The organism is Kiloniella spongiae (genome assembly GCF_001026905.1).
GTDB classification, from domain to species: Bacteria; Pseudomonadota; Alphaproteobacteria; order Kiloniellales; family Kiloniellaceae; genus Kiloniella; species Kiloniella spongiae.
This window is the reverse complement of record NZ_LAQL01000002.1, coordinates 332,824-349,940: the sequence shown is the minus strand read 5'-3', so window position 1 is coordinate 349,940 and position 17,117 is coordinate 332,824. Positions and strand designations below refer to the sequence as shown.

Annotated in this window: 20 protein-coding genes; 10 read left to right on the top strand and 10 right to left on the bottom strand. The window is 46.3% G+C overall.

Features of this window, described 5'->3' with window-relative positions:
- Positions 1-33: 33 nt before the first annotated feature.
- Positions 34-531, bottom strand: coding sequence for a tRNA (cytidine(34)-2'-O)-methyltransferase (locus WH96_RS01635; protein WP_204248093.1), 498 nt, complete (start codon positions 529-531; stop codon positions 34-36).
- 322 nt (positions 532-853) lie between these two features.
- Here WH96_RS01635 and petA point away from each other — a divergent pair, with 322 nt between their 5' ends.
- The 5 genes from petA (at position 854) to WH96_RS01610 (ending at position 5,105) form a co-directional block, all read left to right on the top strand.
- A complete protein-coding gene (petA, locus tag WH96_RS01630) occupies positions 854-1,408 on the top strand; it encodes a ubiquinol-cytochrome c reductase iron-sulfur subunit (protein WP_047762377.1) in 555 nt (184 codons plus the stop codon).
- A gap of 12 nt (positions 1,409-1,420) precedes the next feature.
- A complete protein-coding gene (locus tag WH96_RS01625; RefSeq protein ID WP_047762376.1) occupies positions 1,421-2,632 on the top strand; it encodes a cytochrome b in 1,212 nt (403 codons plus the stop codon).
- A 14-nt stretch (positions 2,633-2,646) separates the two neighbouring features.
- Positions 2,647-3,405 carry a cytochrome c1 gene (locus WH96_RS01620; RefSeq protein ID WP_047762375.1) on the top strand — a complete coding sequence of 253 codons (759 nt, stop codon included), beginning with the start codon at positions 2,647-2,649 and terminating at the stop codon, positions 3,403-3,405.
- A 179-nt stretch (positions 3,406-3,584) separates the two neighbouring features.
- On the top strand, positions 3,585-4,457 hold the full coding sequence (locus WH96_RS01615) for a VOC family protein (protein WP_047762374.1): 873 nt from the start codon (positions 3,585-3,587) through the stop codon (positions 4,455-4,457).
- Positions 4,458-4,595: 138 nt separating this feature from the next.
- Positions 4,596-5,105: an HPP family protein gene (locus tag WH96_RS01610; RefSeq protein WP_047762373.1), complete on the top strand. Its 510-nt coding sequence runs from the start codon at positions 4,596-4,598 to the stop codon at positions 5,103-5,105.
- A gap of 90 nt (positions 5,106-5,195) precedes the next feature.
- Here the strand turns inward: WH96_RS01610 and ychF are convergent, their stop codons facing one another.
- From ychF to rfaD, 9 genes are all read right to left on the bottom strand, one after another.
- Positions 5,196-6,293, bottom strand: a complete 1,098-nt coding sequence (gene ychF, locus WH96_RS01605; protein WP_047762372.1) for a redox-regulated ATPase YchF — start codon at positions 6,291-6,293, stop codon at positions 5,196-5,198.
- Positions 6,294-6,386: 93 nt separating this feature from the next.
- A complete protein-coding gene (pth, locus tag WH96_RS01600; protein ID WP_047762371.1) occupies positions 6,387-7,136 on the bottom strand; it encodes an aminoacyl-tRNA hydrolase in 750 nt (249 codons plus the stop codon).
- A gap of 40 nt (positions 7,137-7,176) precedes the next feature.
- Positions 7,177-7,824, bottom strand: coding sequence for a 50S ribosomal protein L25/general stress protein Ctc (locus WH96_RS01595; protein ID WP_047762370.1), 648 nt, complete (start codon positions 7,822-7,824; stop codon positions 7,177-7,179).
- A gap of 153 nt (positions 7,825-7,977) precedes the next feature.
- A complete protein-coding gene (locus tag WH96_RS01590; RefSeq protein ID WP_047762369.1) occupies positions 7,978-8,910 on the bottom strand; it encodes a ribose-phosphate pyrophosphokinase in 933 nt (310 codons plus the stop codon).
- Positions 8,911-9,035: 125 nt separating this feature from the next.
- Positions 9,036-9,947, bottom strand: a complete 912-nt coding sequence (locus WH96_RS01585) for a hypothetical protein (RefSeq protein WP_047762368.1) — start codon at positions 9,945-9,947, stop codon at positions 9,036-9,038.
- A gap of 117 nt (positions 9,948-10,064) precedes the next feature.
- Positions 10,065-10,841, bottom strand: coding sequence for a peptidoglycan editing factor PgeF (pgeF, locus tag WH96_RS01580; RefSeq protein WP_047762367.1), 777 nt, complete (start codon positions 10,839-10,841; stop codon positions 10,065-10,067).
- Positions 10,838-11,956, bottom strand: coding sequence for a class I SAM-dependent methyltransferase (locus WH96_RS01575; RefSeq protein WP_047762366.1), 1,119 nt, complete (start codon positions 11,954-11,956; stop codon positions 10,838-10,840). The genes pgeF and WH96_RS01575 overlap by 4 nt, the downstream gene beginning before the upstream one ends.
- The gene (gene lgt, locus WH96_RS01570; RefSeq protein ID WP_047762365.1) at positions 11,953-12,852 is read right to left on the bottom strand and encodes a prolipoprotein diacylglyceryl transferase; all 900 of its coding nucleotides are present in this window, start codon (positions 12,850-12,852) and stop codon (positions 11,953-11,955) included. Before lgt ends, WH96_RS01575 begins: the two co-directional genes overlap by 4 nt.
- On the bottom strand, positions 12,849-13,832 hold the full coding sequence (gene rfaD / locus WH96_RS01565) for an ADP-glyceromanno-heptose 6-epimerase (RefSeq protein WP_047762364.1): 984 nt from the start codon (positions 13,830-13,832) through the stop codon (positions 12,849-12,851). The genes lgt and rfaD overlap by 4 nt, the downstream gene beginning before the upstream one ends.
- A gap of 231 nt (positions 13,833-14,063) precedes the next feature.
- Between rfaD and WH96_RS01560 the strand changes: the two genes are divergently transcribed.
- The 5 genes from WH96_RS01560 to WH96_RS01540 all read left to right on the top strand — a co-directional run bounded on the left by WH96_RS01560 (position 14,064) and on the right by WH96_RS01540 (position 17,101).
- Positions 14,064-14,381, top strand: coding sequence for an accessory factor UbiK family protein (locus WH96_RS01560; protein WP_047762363.1), 318 nt, complete (start codon positions 14,064-14,066; stop codon positions 14,379-14,381).
- Positions 14,382-14,623: 242 nt separating this feature from the next.
- Positions 14,624-15,124 (top strand): type III secretion system chaperone family protein, encoded by a 501-nt coding sequence (locus tag WH96_RS01555; protein WP_047762362.1) that lies wholly within the window; start codon positions 14,624-14,626, stop codon positions 15,122-15,124.
- 37 nt (positions 15,125-15,161) lie between these two features.
- Positions 15,162-15,983: a pyrroline-5-carboxylate reductase gene (gene proC, locus WH96_RS01550; RefSeq protein ID WP_047762361.1), complete on the top strand. Its 822-nt coding sequence runs from the start codon at positions 15,162-15,164 to the stop codon at positions 15,981-15,983.
- Positions 15,984-16,092: 109 nt separating this feature from the next.
- Positions 16,093-16,695, top strand: coding sequence for a TetR family transcriptional regulator (locus tag WH96_RS01545; protein WP_053005547.1), 603 nt, complete (start codon positions 16,093-16,095; stop codon positions 16,693-16,695).
- A gap of 64 nt (positions 16,696-16,759) precedes the next feature.
- Entirely contained in the window at positions 16,760-17,101 is a 342-nt protein-coding gene (locus WH96_RS01540; protein ID WP_047762360.1) for a tRNA-binding protein, read from the top strand.
- Positions 17,102-17,117: the final 16 nt, after the last annotated feature.

Below are 17,117 nucleotides of genomic sequence, written 5' to 3'. Positions count from 1 at the left end.
TTGGACGGAAGTGAATTAAAATAATATATAATGTTATACGGTGCTTGGGACTGGAAATCCACCTGTCTGTCGCAGAGCTTCGCCAAGCACCATAGCTGCTGATACAGCAATGTTCAGCGAACGCACACCAGCTGCCATTGGAATAAGGACAGAATGGTCAACGGCTTGATGAACATCATCGGGGACACCGGCTGATTCTCTGCCAACCATAAGTATATCGTCGGGTTGAAAGTTGAAATTCACATAAGTATCTGTTGCTTTAGTTGATAGCAGGATCAAGCGTCTTGGTTGTAAATTTTGTTGCCGGTTATAGTTATCTTTTAGGCGATTACTATTAAAAGCGTCCCAAGATGTGTGGCGAACCAACTCTGTTTGATCCAGATAATCCATACCTGATCGTTTCATGCGTTTATCATTGAGAACAAAGCCACAGGGTTCGATAATGTCGACCGCAACATCAAGGCAGGCAGCCATTCGAAGCATGGTTCCTGTGTTTTGTGGAATGTCCGGTTGGTAAAGAGCAAGACGCATGTTGTTCATCTCTAAAATGAGGCAGTGATATGGTCGTAAATTCTGACCATAAATACGGAAGTGACGGAAAAAACGTTATTTTCCTGTCCGACTCACACTTAGAGTCTTTGCCTTTCTATGACAAATCCTTTATATCCCTGTCACTAAATATGGGACTAGTCCTAAGTGCGACAGGATGTCACATCCGTTCTTGCATCCAGCGATGCTTAGATGGGGGCGCAATTAGGATTAGGCAAGGGCAATGGCCCAAAAATCCTGTATCGTATCGCAACTCTTTGTTCTAGAGTTGTAAGCTTGAGAGATGAAAATAGGGATTACACAAATGGCAGACGGCGCGAATCCTGAAAGTTCCGCCCAAGGGTCCGGCGAGACCCGGCGTGAATTTCTGTACCTGACGGCCGGGGCTATGACCGTTGTCGGGGCTGCTGGTGCAATATGGCCGATGATCGATTCTATGAATCCTTCGGCTGATGTTCTGGCTCTATCTTCTACCGAGGTAGATTTGTCACCGATCGAAGAAGGTCAGTCCGTAACCATTACCTGGCGCGGTAAACCTGTGTTTATCAGACGTCGTGGGGCAGAAGAGATCGCAATTGCAGAGGAAACTCCGCTGGCTGATCTTCCAGATCCTCAAACTGACGATGATCGTGTTGAAAAACCTGAATGGCTCATTCTTGTTGGTGTTTGTACACACCTGGGATGTGTGCCACTGGGTCAGAAGACTGGTGAATCACGGGGTGATTATGGTGGATGGTTCTGTCCTTGCCATGGTTCGCACTATGATACATCCGGACGTATTCGTAAGGGACCGGCTCCGAAAAACCTGGAAGTGCCGCCTTATGTCTTCTTGACTGACAACTCTATCAAGATCGGCTAGGGGGAACAGGTCATGAGTTTTAAAACGAATAATAAAGTCGTCCAGTGGGTTGAGGATCGTCTGCCTCTAATCTCTATGGGACATCACACCCTTTACGAATACCCAATGCCAAAGAACCTGAACTATCTTTGGAATTTTGGATCGCTTGCCGGATTTGCTCTGGTGACAATGATCGTAACGGGTATCATCCTTGCGATGCAATACACACCGCATGTCGATATGGCTTTTAACTCTGTTGAGCGTATCATGCGTGATGTGAATAACGGTTGGTTGATCCGTTATATCCACATGAATATGGCATCGTTCTTCTTTATTGCCGTTTATATCCACATTATGCGTGGATTGTACTACGGATCTTATAAAGCACCGCGTGAACTTCTTTGGCAGCTTGGTGTTGTTATCTTCTTGTTGATGATGGCGACTGCGTTCATGGGATATGTTCTTCCATGGGGGCAAATGAGTTTCTGGGGTGCAACGGTTATTACGAACCTTTTCTCAGCTATTCCTGTTGTTGGTGAAAGTATCGTTACCTGGCTCTGGGGTGGTTTCTCTGTTGATAACCCGACACTGAACCGTTTCTTTGCGCTGCACTATCTGTTGCCATTCATTATCGTCGCTGTTGTTGTTCTTCACATTGTGGCTCTTCACACTGTCACATCGAACAACCCGCTTGGTATCGATATGAAAGGTCCTCAGGACAGCCTGACATTCCAGCCTTATTACACCATTAAAGATCTGTTCGGTCTTGGTGTTTTCTTGATACTGTTTGCTGGGTTCTTATTCTGGGCACCAAACTATATGGGGCACCCGGATAACTATATTCCGGCGAACCCACTATCGACACCAGCGCATATCGTTCCTGAATGGTACTTCCTGCCTTTCTATGCGATCTTGCGTGCCGTTCCTGATAAGCTTGGTGGCGTTCTTGCCATGTTCGGTGCGATTGCCGTTCTGTTTGTTCTACCGTGGTTGGATCGTTCAAAAATTCGCAGTTGTAAATTCCGTCCTGTTGCGCGTGTTTTCTTCTGGATCTTCCTTCTTAACGGCCTTTTCCTTGGGTACCTTGGCGGTAAGCCAGCCGAAGGTTGGTACGTTGTTGCAAGCCAGATTGCGACTGCATATTACTTCTTCCACTTCTTGATATTGCTTCCTGTAATTCTGCCGATGATTGAACGTCCGCGTGAATTACCAAGCTCTATTCATGAAGCTGTATTGAAATCTTGAGAGAGGAACGACTAATGAAGAAAATTCTGTCTGGCCTCTTTGCTGCGGCCTTGGGCTTTGCAACAGTTCCTGCTTATTCAGCTGGAGACGCTGTGCCATTGCCTAAATATGAATGGAGCTTTGACGGTGTTTTTGGCACCTATGACAAAGCTTCGCTGCAACGCGGGTTTCAAGTTTACAAAGAAGTTTGCTCTGCATGTCATTCACTTGACTTGATTGCATTCCGTAACTTGGCTGATCTCGGATACAATGTTGATGAAATCAAAGCTATCGCATCCGAGTATACAGTTGAAGATGGACCAAATGATGAAGGTGAAATGTTTGAGCGCAATGCTATCGCGTCCGATTATTTCCCATCACCATTCCCCAACGAAAAAGCTGCAGCAGCTTCAAACGGCGGGAAGGCACCACCTGATCTTTCTCTAATGGCGAAAGCTCGTGTTGGTGGACCAAGCTTTGTACGTGCTCTGTTGACGGGTTACGAAGATGCGCCAGAAGGTTTTGAAACTGGTGATTTGAGCTACAACAAATATTTCCCAGGACACCTGATTGCTATGGCCCCGCCACTTTCAGAAGATTCTGTTGAATATGGTGATGGTACTGCGGCAACTGTTGATCAAATGGCAGCTGATGTCAGTCATTTCATGATGTGGGCAGCTGAACCTAAGCTTGAAGCACGGAAAAATACGGGCGTGAAAGTTATGATCTTTCTGATCATCTTCACACTGGTTATGTATGCTGCAAAGCGTAAGGTATTTGCGAAAGTTCACTAAGACGTTCTCTTGGTTTACGAAAAAGGCTGCTCAATTTGAGCAGCCTTTTTTTGTGCCGTTTTCAGGGATCTTTTCTCCTGTAATATGTTTGCGAGTATTTCTGGTGAATATCGGGGATTACTATATCGTTCTGGATAGAGTAGGCTGTATTTGCCGACGATTACTAAAGGAAAAATTGAATGCTTTTTAGTTCATCTCTCAAGGGGATTGATCATCTCTTGATTGGGGTGCAGCAGTTGGAAGAAGCGCGCCATCTCTACCTGCGCCTGGGGTTTCGCCTAACGCCTAGGGGGCGTCACATCGGTTGGGGCACGGCCAATTATTGCATCATGTTTCCGAACGATTATCTGGAACTTATCGGCATCGTGGACAAAAGCCAGGACACTAACGGTTTGGATGTTTTTCTGGAAACCGGGCAGGGGGGGCTAGGGCTTGCATTCAGAAGTGAAGACATCGGTCAGACAGCAGCTTGTCTGCAAAAAATAGGTGTTCCTATTGATGGCCCCAAAGATTTGAAGCGAATCTTGGAACTCGAACATGGTGATGTTATGCCTGCCTTCGAGCTTCTGCGATACGACAGTCAGGTTAGCCCCAAGGTCTCTTCTTTTGTGTGCGACCACAAAACGCCTGATGTTGTATGGCAAAAGCAATGGCTTGAGCATGCCAATGGTGCTTGTGGGATCAGGCGGGTTGTCTATGCTACCGTAAATCCAAGTGATGTCATTACAAAGTACTCGGAATTTTTTGGTGAAGATGCTGTTATCGTCGCCGATGGGTGTATTGATGTTCTGGTGAGTGAGCGAAAACAGGTTCTACGCTTCATTGCCCCTGAAGATATCAGTCGTTTCTATCCGGGAATTGAACCAAAAGATTTGAGTCTTGATAGCTACATGATTGCTTTCCACTTGTGGGTAGAAGATTTAAACGCCACACAGGCTTATTTTGATCAGTACAGGGTTGGTTATCAAAAAGAAGGTGATTCACGCATCAGCGTACAGGGAAACGATGCTTGTGGTGTGATTGTGGCCTTTGATGTTCCGAACGAAAGTTAAAATGAAGCTTGAACAGTGTTCGAGCGGTTCAATCCATAAAGCTGATGATAAGATAATAATATAAAAATAGAACGATCAGTATGTTTAACTTATATCGTCTTATGGACGCAAACTGGGTTTATGCTTTGGGACTATAGGATGAAAAATTATCTCGTGAAATATTTGGGTAAAGGAACGGCTGTTCCTGTTGTCCCCAGCGTAAGCCATATCTGGTGGAGTTGGTTAGGTGCTCTGGTGGCGATTGGCGCTATTGCCTGGTTGTCAGATCAAGCGGGTGCGCCTTTCTTTATGGCACCTTTTGGAGCAAGCTGTGTACTGGTCTTTGGTGTTCCCAATAGTCCTTTGGCGCAACCACGCAGTCTGGTTCTTGGTCATTTGCTTGCTGCTTTGGTTGGGCTGGTTGTCCTGGAGTTATTTGGTGCCGACTGGTTTGCCATGGGGGTTGCTGTTGCAACGGCAATTGCTTTGATGCAGCTAACACGGACGCTTCATGCTCCGGCAGGTGCGACACCGCTTGTGGTAATGTTGGAAGGGGCGGATTGGACTTTTATCTTTACGCCTGTATTGAGCGGGGCGCTTGTTATTTTGTGCGTAGGACTGATAACCAATAACCTGTCCAGAAATCGCTCCTATCCAGAGTATTGGTAGATACGATAATATTTATTCTATAAGTCGGACATAAAAAAGGCAGTACTAAATACCGCCTTTTTTGAATCTACGCTCGGGGTAAGGTGACTTCTACACGTTGAAACGGAAGTGGAATATATCGCCATCTTTCGCGGTATACTCTTTTCCTTCAGCGCGCATTTTCCCGGCATCTTTAGCGCCTTGTTCACCATTGCATTCAATGTAATCGTCATAGGCGATTGTTTCCGCACGGATGAAGCCACGTTCAAAGTCCGTGTGAATAGCGCCCGCGGCATTGGGAGCTGTAGATCCTTCCACAACTGTCCATGCCCGTGCTTCTTTGGGGCCGACGGTGAAGAATGTTAGCAGGCCAAGGAGGCCGTAACCTGCCGCGATAATTCTTTTCAAGCCAGTTTCTTCCAAACCCAGATCCGCAAGAAATTCTGCTTTTTCTTCTGCATCGGAGAGAGAAGCAACTTCCGCTTCGATTGCTGCAGAAATAATGACGCTAACACCGCCAGATGCAGCGGCCATTTCATCAACCTTCTTGGAATAATCATTCCCGCCTGCAGCATTCTCTTCTTCAACGTTTGCAACATAAAGAACGGGCTTGGCAGTTAGCAGTTGAAGCTGATTGTACATGGAGAGCTGATCAGAAGAGATGTCGGCTGTTCTCGCTGGTTTGCCTTCCTGGAGGACTTCCACAACGATGTTTAGAACTTCAAGCTTGGCTTTGGCTTCTTTATCGCCGCCTTTTGCCCGTTTTGCATTCGAGGCGATCTGCTTTTCAACGGATTCAAGATCAGCAATCAGAAGTTCTGTCTCTACTGTCTCGGCGTCCCGCACAGGATCAACAGAGCCGTCAACATGTGTTACTTCGCCGTCAAAGCAACGTAGAACATGAACGATTGCATCAACAGAACGAATGTTGCCAAGAAACTCGTTTCCCATGCCTTCGCCTTTGGAGGCGCCACGAACAAGACCGGCGATATCGACGAACTCAAGCTGCGTTGGAATAATTTTTTGTGAGCTAGCAATGGCTGCAATCTTATCCAGACGTGGATCGGGCACAGAAACCCGGCCAACGTTTGGTTCGATGGTGCAGAAAGGATAGTTAGCCGCTTCTGCTGCTGCTGTTTCCGTCAGCGCATTGAAAAGCGTGGATTTGCCTACGTTCGGCAAGCCGACGATGCCGCAGTTGAAACCCATGGGTATTCCCTTTCACTATGGTTCTCGTAAAAGCGTGATGCGTAACGCCGAGAACAGTTGTTCATTTAATCAGCCTGTGGCTGGAAGTAATCACTAATCTTGGGGGGTTTTACTATTACTGAACCAGTTAGCCAAGGTCGATTGCCATCCGTCTTTGGAATTTTTGGCAGGATCTTTTGCTTTGGTTGTTTCTGGCTTTACTACTTTAGAAGTATTTTTGTCACTTTTGGACACTTCTGGGGATGCCTTTTGTGCCGGAGCTTTCTTTTGCTTCGGTGGCGCAACGTCCTGAGCAACCTTAGACATAAAGCCTGGAGTGTCATCCTTCACAAGAAGATCTATGTGCCGGGAAATAGCATCGATTTCTTTTCCGAGCCAATCATGATCAGTTTTTGAAAAATCACCAAGAACATGGCCTGTGACGCGTTCTTTGCTGCCTGGATGACCAATACCCATCCGCAAGCGCCAATATTCTTTCCCTATATGTGCATCAATTGACTTGATGCCATTGTGACCACCAGACCCACCCGATTTCTTGATACGAAGTTTACCAGGGGCAAGATCAAGTTCGTCATAGAAGACAAAAACATCTTCTGGATCAATTTTAAAAAAGCGGATTGCTTCACCAACGGCCCGGCCTGATTCGTTCATATAGGTTTCAGGTTTGAGGATCAGGATTTTCTCCGAACCGATTCTGCCTTCTGAGGTCTTTCCCTGAAAGCGGGAACGCCAAGGCGAAAAATTATGGCGGTGGACAATATCGTCCACCGCCATAAAACCGATGTTGTGTCGGTTATTCTCGTACTTCTGACCTGGATTACCGAGACCTACAAACAATAGCATGTCAGTTTAACCTCTCGGTTCAGATCAAAAGAGAGATATCTTATTCTTCAGCTGGTGCTGCTGCTTCTTCACCAGCGGCTTCTTCTGCGTCGCCTTCTTCATCAGCTTTCGCAGATTTAACAGAGCTTGGTACAGCAATTGTTGCGATTGTGAAGTCACGATCGGAAATTACTGGCTCTGTGCCGTCTGGAAGCTTAACGGAAGAAATGTGAACGCTGTCACCCAATTCAATACCAGCCATATCAACTTCGATATTTTCTGGAATATGGTCTGCGCGGCAAGAAAGTTCGATATCGTAACGTACAACGTTAAGAACACCACCCTGCTTAAGGCCTGGACAGTCGTCTTCGTTGATGAAGTTTACAGGAATCATAACGTTAACAGATGTCTTCGCAGAAACGCGAAGGAAGTCAACGTGTTCAACCATGTCTGTTACAGGGTGCAATTGAATGTCACGTGGAAGTGTACGCTCTTTTTTGCCATTAACTTCGATTTCCCAAAGACGGGTGCCAAAGTGGCCAGAGTTGTACTCTTTCGTGATTGGACGTGGGTCCAGGTTAATCATGACAGGGTCTTTTTTAGCACCGTAGATGACGGCAGGAACAAGGCCTGCACGACGAGCGGCACGAGCGGGCCCCTTGCCGGCTCTATCGCGAGCTTCAGCGCTCACTTTTGTGATATCACTCATTTTAGTCTCCAAAAGTAAAATGACAGCGGCAGAGCATTTGCTCCGCCGATGCAGTAACTGGCCAGCCTCCAGGGGTGCTGTGCCAGAGAATTCGCCCGTCTTGTATACGGGCGAGAACTATTCGTCAAATCAATCCGCAGTAATTAGCCGTAATCAGTCAAACAGACAGGATACGGATTGTTCGTCACTAATGCGGCGCATTGCTTCACCCATTAGCGGGGCGACCGAAATTTGACGCATGTTGTGTGCAACACGAACAGCTTCTGTCGCTTGGATTGAGTCTGTTGTTACAAGTTCTTCAAGCGGAGAAGCAGTAACACGTGCAACGGCGCCACCTGATAAAACTCCGTGGGAAATGTAAGCTGAAACAGCTGTTGCGCCAGCATCCTTCAAAGCACCAGCCGCATTGCAGAGCGTACCAGCCGAATCCACGATGTCATCGATAAGAATACACCGTTGACCTTTGACGTCGCCGATGATGTTCATAACTTCTGAAACACCTGCTTTTTCACGACGTTTGTCGATGATCGCAAGATCAGCGTCAAGACGCTTTGCAATAGCACGGGCACGCACAACACCACCAACATCAGGTGATACGATTGTCAGAGGTCCTTTGGACATGCGTTCCTGAATGTCTTTTATAAACACGGGTGCTGCAAAAAGATTATCTGTAGGAATGTCAAAGAAACCTTGAATCTGTCCTGCATGGAGATCCATGGTCAGAACGCGATCCGCCCCGGCAGTTTGGATTAGGTTTGCAACCAGTTTGGCCGAAATCGGTGTACGGGGGCTGGATTTACGATCCTGCCGCGCGTAGCCATAATACGGCATAACGGCTGTTATGCGGCTTGCAGAGCTGCGTTTTAGTGCATCTATCGTTACCAAAAGTTCCATAAGATTGTCATTGGTAGGATAGGATGTCGGTTGAATAATAAATACATCTTCACCGCGCACGTTTTCGTGGATTTCCACAAAAACTTCTTCATCAGAGAACCGTCGTACTGATGCTTTTGTCAGTGGAAGGTTCAAATATGCAGAAATGGCCTCGGCCAATGGTCGGTTGCTGTTACCCGTTAAGATCTTCACGCCAAAATCCCCGGCTAGGCTGGACAAGCCGTAACACACGACTTGTCGGCAGTTTTCATATTGGACGGGCGGAACTTAGCAATCTCAGTCTTTTCTGTAAACGCCCATAAAGATTCATTTCTTTGTTATTTCAGAACAGTTTGATTTTGAAGACTCTTTTGTTGCAGTAGATCCTTGATTCCCATGGCGGTTCCCTCTGCGATTGCCTCGGAGGCCGGAATCAGTATACGCGAAAGAGGAAGGTTGGGAATTGGATTTGTTTGGCTGATTTGGCCGATTTCTTCGCCGTTTGCACTATCCTCAAGACTCCAAAGCAGGGACAAAAAGCCTTGTTCGTTTTGTTTTGACAGGTCAATTTTTAGCTTGAGCTTGTAAACAAAGGCTTCCGTTGTCTGGCGGGTCAAATAAAGCTTTCTGATTTGAAATGATGCTCTTAACTCGTTTTCCAGAACTTTTTTGGTTCTTGTATCCAGATCGTCAGGCAGGGACGCGAGTTGGATAGAGACATAATCTGCTGTTTGGGGCTGTGGACCTGTTTCTTGATCCAGTTGTGCAATCTTATGGCTAACGTTCTGTGATGCTCTTTTTATTAACTCGGTCAGGACAGACTTCGGATTTTTTTTCAAGTGTATCCTGGGTATCTTTGTTTTTTCCTCTAATTCTATCAGAAAACGATCAGGCGCTGTTGTTTCCGTAATCCTGACTTTGAGGCTTAGTAAAATTTGATTACCTGCAACACGTTCTGTTTCAAAGCTGCTGTAAAGATGCAAACTATTTGAGGCAAAGGCATCGTTTGCTGCAGGTAGATCTTGATCTCTTAAAGCCTGGCTTAGGTTGTCCTGTGCCCAAAGCGTAAGATCTGTTGTTTCTAAATTTGTTTCTTTTAGCTGAAAGATCGGTGGCTCAACCGCAAGAGGACGCGTGTTCTCTAACTGAAGTAGTGGATTACTATCTGGTTCCTGTGCCATGAAAGGACGCGGCAGAGGACCACAGGCCGCTATCACCAAGATGAAGAGGAGAGGGAGAAACTTTATCATATGATTGAGCGATGAAGTGGAGGCATAGATATCTGGACCAAATCAGTAATCACATGAAACTGCAGGTCGCGAGAATTCCGAGAATACACATTAGAAAGAAGAGAATTAGGTGAGGCATTAGCTTGTTCTTTCAAGTGATATAATGGATATGCCTCTGCCGTAATCAGCTTCTTTTCTGTGGCATGAGCGGCGGTAGCTGAAAAAGTGGTTCTCTTCGGCATATGTGTCGTTTTTGGAAATGGACACCTGTTTTACACCTGATTTCTTCAATCGGTCTCCCACATACTGGCGAAGATCAAAAAGAAATTTTCCTTCTCTGGGGGAGGGGATGAAGTAAGCCATGTTATCATCAGTTTCCTCAAAGAAACGATGTGCAAATTCGGCACCTACTTCATAAGAGGCTTGCGCAATACAAGGGCCTATTGCGGTGTAGATATTTGATCTGGTTGCGCCAAGGCTTTCCATCGCGTCAATCGTGCTGTCGGTCACACCTTTGAAAGCACCTTGCCAGCCTGCGTGTGCTGCACCAATTATCCGTGCATCAGGGTCAGCAAAAAGCACAGGTGCACAATCTGCGGTCATAATGCCCAATGCGATCTCTGTTTGGTTGGTGACCAAGGCATCGACCTGGGGCGCATCCTCGGGACAATTCCAGGGCGTTTTGACAATCTCTACATTTGCGGAATGAATTTGATAGCCCGTCACAAGCTTTGCTTGTGAACACCCGATGCGCTCAAGCGCAATCGTTCTGTTTCTGGTTACGTTTTCATTTGCTTCATCTGCACCGTACCCGCAGTTGAGTGATGAATACAGGCCCTGGCTTACTCCATCTTGCCGGGTGAGAAAACCATGTTTGATGCCGTTGTGTTGGTCCAGCGCAGGGCTTTTAATCATGGTGTTTCCTTTTGTTCTGGGAATGCAGCTGGTGTTGGCTGATCTGGTCTCGTAAGCGCCATCACTTTAAAGAGATCCCCCATCTGGCTGGGATCAGTTAAACGATGTTCCGCTGCGGTGATATCAATGGCCTGCTTTTCATCTGCATTTAGACGTAACATCTCGGCGCGTTGTTCAATCCCAAGACTTCGTAAAAAATCCCCTTGGTTGAGGGGGCCATGAACAGAGACACCATTTGCTTTGGCTGATTTTTGCAGCGTGGGGAAATCAACAAAGGCGGAAAGGTCGGCTGTACCCGGTTCCAGCAAGACATTGTGCTTTTTGTGATTGCGGATAGCTTGTAAACTTGGCTTTGCCGTTGGCGTTCCCCAGCCATAATCTACGAAAAGGGCGACCCCGCCATATTGGGTAATATGGTTTGAAATCTGGGCTGAAACATTGGCGGCTATGGATGAAAGCTCGACGACCGCTCCCTCATGACTATCAACTAACTCTTTGGGGATAATCGTTTCAATTGCTTTTGCGGGGGGCGAAAGCGTAAAGACGAGACCTGTTTCACCTTCGTTCAAAGTAATTAACCGCTCGCACCAACCTTTGGGAGAACGTTCAAATTGCCGAATGGGCAAGGCATCAAAGAATTCATTGGCAATAAAGATGCAGGGTCCAGTAGGGAGGTCTGTTAAATCATCATACCAACTGACGTTGTATCCGTTTAGGGCTTCTTTTTGTTTTTTTCTCAGCTTTGGGCTTACTTCTATCAGGTGTATTTTCACAGCCTGGTGAAAACCGGGGACCATCGCAGCGGCCCGCATGAGGTCGCTCATGAGTGTGCCGCGGCCCGGACCCATCTCAATCAAATGGATTTCAGTCGGGCCACCCATGTTGTACCATGTATCTGCGCACCAAAAGCCAATCAGTTCGCCGAACATCTGGCTTATTTCCGGGGAGGTAATGAAATCTCCGGATACACCAAAAGGCTCATTCGACATATAATAACCATGCGTGGGGGCGATCAGAACATCAGCCATATAGTCGGCGACAGATATTGCACCTTCGAGCTTTATGCGTCGACGAAAGCTTTCAAAAAGTGATCTCTTTTTTGGCGTTGTATTCATTTCTTATTCGATGAAGCTTTCTTTTTTGCCGCTTTATCCGCTTCTTTGGGTGATATGTCTTCCGGCTTGAATTCAGGTCCGGTTGTTTGGAGTGGTTGCCGGAAAGCCAGCACAATAAGACCTATACCAACCAGTATCATGGGTGATGACAAAAGCTGCCCAATTGTTATTTCAGCAAAGAGGAAGCCGATGTGGGCGTCTGGTTCTCTGAAAAATTCAACAATTGTTCTGGACAGGCCGTACCCAACAAGAAACAAGCCAGCTGTTAGACCTCTGCGACGAAGACCCCCTGTGCGAGCAACGAGATAGAGGATTAGAAGCAAGGTCAGTCCTTCGAGACCTGCTTCGTAGAGTTGACTTGGATGGCGAGGCAGAGGTCCCCCATTCGGAAAGACCATACCAATTTCAGCTGTTGTTACGCGTCCAAATAACTCGCCGTTGATAAAGTTTGCGAGACGACCAAAGAACAGACCAATTGGTGTTGCACAGGCGATGATGTCGGCCAGGGCAAGAAAGTGTACTTTCTCTTTGCGGGCAAAGAGTACCATGGCTGTGATAACGCCCAGTAACCCTCCATGGAAGCTCATCCCACCTTGCCAGACGGCAAAAATTTCCAATGGATTATAAAGGAAATAGGTGAAGTTATAAAACAGTACGTAGCCCAGTCTGCCCCCGAGAATAATTCCGAGTGTTGCCCAGACGATAAAATCATCCATCGCTATCGGACGCAACTGCCTCGGGGCCTGAAAGCAAAGCCAGCGGCAATAGCGCCAACCCAGCATAATTCCGAAGATATAGGCTAGGGAATACCAGCGTATTGCCAAGGGGCCCAAGCTAATCGCTATGGGGTCAATTTCCGGATAGGTGAGTGCCGCGAAGACCAGTTCCTGTGTCATTTGTATGAGTCTTCCTGTGCAAGAAATTCTGTCACGTAACGCTGAACACCTTCTTCCAAAGATGTGAAGGAATGATCGTACCCAGCCTCTTTGAGCTTAGTCATACGGGCTTCGGTAAAATATTGGTATTTATCACGGATATTCTCTGGCGTTGGGACGTATTTGATATTCTCATTACGATTTATTGCCGAGAATACAGCCCGAGCCAAATCGACGAAAGATCTTGCCTGACCTGTTCCGACGTTAAACAGGCCACTAACGGTTGGATTGTCCTTTAGCCACATCATAACGCGCACGCAATCTTCAACTGCGATAAAGTCACGCAACTGTCCGCCATCAGAATAATCAGGATGGTGGGACTGAAATAATTTTGCAGCGTCACCCGACATAACCTGGTTGAAAAGGTGAAAAGCAACACTTGCCTGGCCACCTTTATGATACTCATTTGGGCCATAGACATTAAAAAATTTGAGGCCGGCCCACTGTGGCGGTTGAGGGGCGTTGTTTTCTATTCGGCGTGCTATCCAGCGATCAAAGAGTTGCTTGCTCCAGCCATAGCCATTTAGAGGCTGGAGTCTGGCGAGATGAGCAATATCTTCTTCGTCATCAAAGCCGTGCTCTCCATCACCATAGGTCGCTGCGGATGACGCATAGATATAAGGCACTTTGTGTTTGGCACAGGTATGCCAAAGGTCTTTGCTGAGTTTAAAATTGTTTTCCATAAGAGCGTCACCGTCGGTTTCGGTCGTCGACGAAATGGCCCCCATGTGGAAAACACCTTCAAGTTTATCAGCATTTTCAGCCAAAAACTCGGGAAGTGTTTCGGGCTTTATAATGTCTTCAAGTTCATGTTTTGCCAGATTACGCCATTTGTCACCATGGCCAAGCCAATCGCTGACGACAACGGATTTACCCTGTTCAACAAGGGATGCAACGAGGTTTGACCCAATAAAACCAGCGCCGCCAGTAACGAGAAACATGCTTGAAGCCTTTCGTGATATATCTTCTGATTCCCTATATATGCTTTTGAGAAGCTATAGAGAAGCTTTTGCATCGATATTTTAAGGATATTTTTTGAGAACTTTGCTTAAACGATAAGGAACAAGGTTGAAGCCGAGTGATCAAAGCGCCATATTAGGCTCAAATAAAGTCAAAAATGTGAGTCGAAATCGGATGACCCTGCGAAGACTTACAATGTGAAAGGCAAAGACATGCAAACTCAAAATCGTATCCTCGATGATCTGGCTAAAGTTGCCAGCAGTGCCATGGGTGCTGCCGCAGGCATGAGAGGAGAGGTCGAAGCTCGGATTCGTGAGCAGTTTGAACGCATTATCACACAGATGGATGTTGTTCCTCGAGAAGAGTTCGATGTTATGAAAGCAGTTGCCGTCAAAGCCCGTGAAGAAAGCGAAGACCTTGCCGAAAAAGTCACTGCGCTTGAAGCAAGACTGGCTAAGCTGGAAGGAGCAACAAAATCGCCACCTCGGGCTGCTTCAACTAAAAAAACAGGGCCCAAGAAAGCTGACTAGATTATCGTAAATATGACGCTGACAGGCTTGGCTTGAATTCTATTTCTGAGTAGATGACAGCTTTATGTATTAAGTAAAAGCCCGGGCAGTGTTCGGGCTTTTATTTTACGTTTTTTCTTGATCCCAAGATTCGTTCTGTGTCACACTACATTTGGTAGTATTCTGTCACATTGATTCAATATATGGATTGTGGCGGTAACTATTGTATCTTGCTCAACTATATTTAGTGAGGGGTTAGTGCAATGAACTCAGAAACTACGAATGAGCGACTACCTTTCAATCCTATTGATGCTATCGAAGAATGGATCCTGGACTATAACTGGGATTTCGAGCGCGAAAGTGATTTCGAGCTTCTGGCAGTGATTGAAGGACATTGGGGACCACTTCATCTTCATTTTCAATGGCAAAGCGAATTACAGGCGATGTTTTTTGCCTGCCATGGTGAGGTTGTTATTCCTCAGTTGGCCAAAAGCCGTATTTGCGAACTGTTGATTTCTGTCAACAACCAGCTCTGGCTTGGGCATTTTGATTTGGTTCCCGAAACCGGGGGGCCTGCTTATCGGCATACTGTGCCATTAAGAGGGCAAGATGGTTTCTCTCAAGATCAAACCGAAGATCTGGTCGCAACCGCAGTTGCAGAGTGGGATCGTCTTATCCCTGCGATCCAATTGGTATCCTCTGGGGGGGATTCCGAATTAAATGCTGTTGATCTTGCCTTGATGGATACGGCAGGAGAAGCGTAGAGTTCTGTTTCTTAAGGCTTAGAACAGGACGCTGAATATGCTTAACAATGGTACCTTGCTGCTTGTTGGTTGTGGCAAGATGGGCGGCGCAATGCTACAAGGATGGCTGGATCGTGGTTTGAAGGGATCACAGGTTTCTATTATTGATCCCTCTGCTCAAGCTGATTACATGCGGCCCTTTGCCGAACAGGGTGTTCGCGCAGTAGAGACCCTGACTGACCTGGGAAACTCATTTCATCCTGATTATGTTCTTTTTGCTGTTAAGCCACAGATGATTGAGGGAGCTATTGCCGATTATCAAAGCTATGCAAAACACGGGGCCGTGTTTCTTTCTGTTATTGCGGGGAAAACAATTTCATTTTTTGAAGAACATCTAGGGGCAGAGACTGCAATTGTGCGGACGATGCCAAATACTCCTGCTGCAGTGTCTCGTGGTATGACTGTTCTTTATGGAAATCAAAATGTCAGTAAAGAACAGGCTAGCGTGTGCGAGGAACTCATGGCAGCTGTTGGTGAAATTGCCTGGCTTGACAGCGAAGATCAGATTGATGCGGTTACGGGTGTTTCAGGCAGTGGACCGGCCTATATTTTTTATCTGTCCGAATGCTTGGCTCAAGCTGGCGTTGATGCGGGGTTATCGAAAGAGTTGGCTCGTAAATTGGCCGATACAACGGTATCTGGTGCTGGTGAGCTTCTCAGGCTTTCTGATGACAGCCCCAGTCAACTGCGTATAAACGTCACGAGTCCCAATGGAACGACACAAGCTGCACTGGAGGTTCTTATGGCCGATGATGGTTTACAGCCTGTTATGAGCAAGGCTGTGGCTGCTGCGGCAAGACGTAGTGAAGAGTTGTCTTAGGCTGGAAATATTTCTTTTGAGTTGGAACTCAATGAGTAAGTAAGCTGCCTTTTAATCTCTGCGTTTCACCCTATATAATAAAGATATCTTCATTGTGGGGAGAGTAGTGATGAAAAAATCAGAAATACCCCAACATATTGTTTCAACAGCCATGTCTTTGGCTGTTGAAAGGGGGTGGACAAGTTTGTCTCTTGCCGAAATTTCTGTTGCATCAAAAGTATCTTTGTCTGATTTGCATCAGATTTTTCCTTCCAAAAACTCTATTTTGTGCTTTGTATCTGGGCAAGCGGACCAAGGTGTTCTCGAAGAACATGATAATGATTACCTTGAACAGCCAGCGAAAGACAGGCTGTTTGAGCTTTGTATGAACAGGTTTGATGCACTTGCACCATATAAAGAAGGTTTGAAAGCAATCGCCAAAGATGGTCGCCGAGACCCTGTTTCGGCATTGCTGTTTCTTTGTAATTTGAAGCGATCAATGCCTTTAATGCTGGAAGCTGCAGGTCTCTCGACATCGGGACTTCGGGGTGTTTTGAGAGTAAAAGCTTTTTCATTTGCTTACCTCTCTGTACTCTATATCTGGTTGAATGATGACAGCGATGATTTGGGTAAGACCATGGCTAAGCTTGATAAGGTTTTAGGACGACTAGACACAATAGCAAGGCGTTGCTCGGGGAGTGCTAGGACACCCTGTAAATCAAAAGCAGCTTAGCTATTCTTGCCTTTTAATGTGTTACGTATAATTATTTCGCTCTGTCTATAGAGGGATAAATTTTATGAGTAACGAATTGACGTTTGATGATTTTCTTAAAGTTGATATCAGAGCTGGAACTGTTGTTGATGCGCAACCCTATCCCGAAGCTCGCCGCCCCGCGATTAAATTGTGGGTGGATTTTGGCGACGAAATAGGTGTTCGTAAATCATCTGCTCAAATTACAGAGCATTATACGCCTGAAACTCTTGTCGGAAGACAAGTCATGGCCGTTGTGAACTTTCCGCCACGCCAGATTGGTAAGTTTATGTCGGAAATTCTGATTCTTGGTGCTTCAGATGAAGAAGAGGCAATTGTTTTGTTATCCCCTGATCATAAAGTGCCAAATGGAAGTCGGATGCATTAGGCTCTGATATATACTG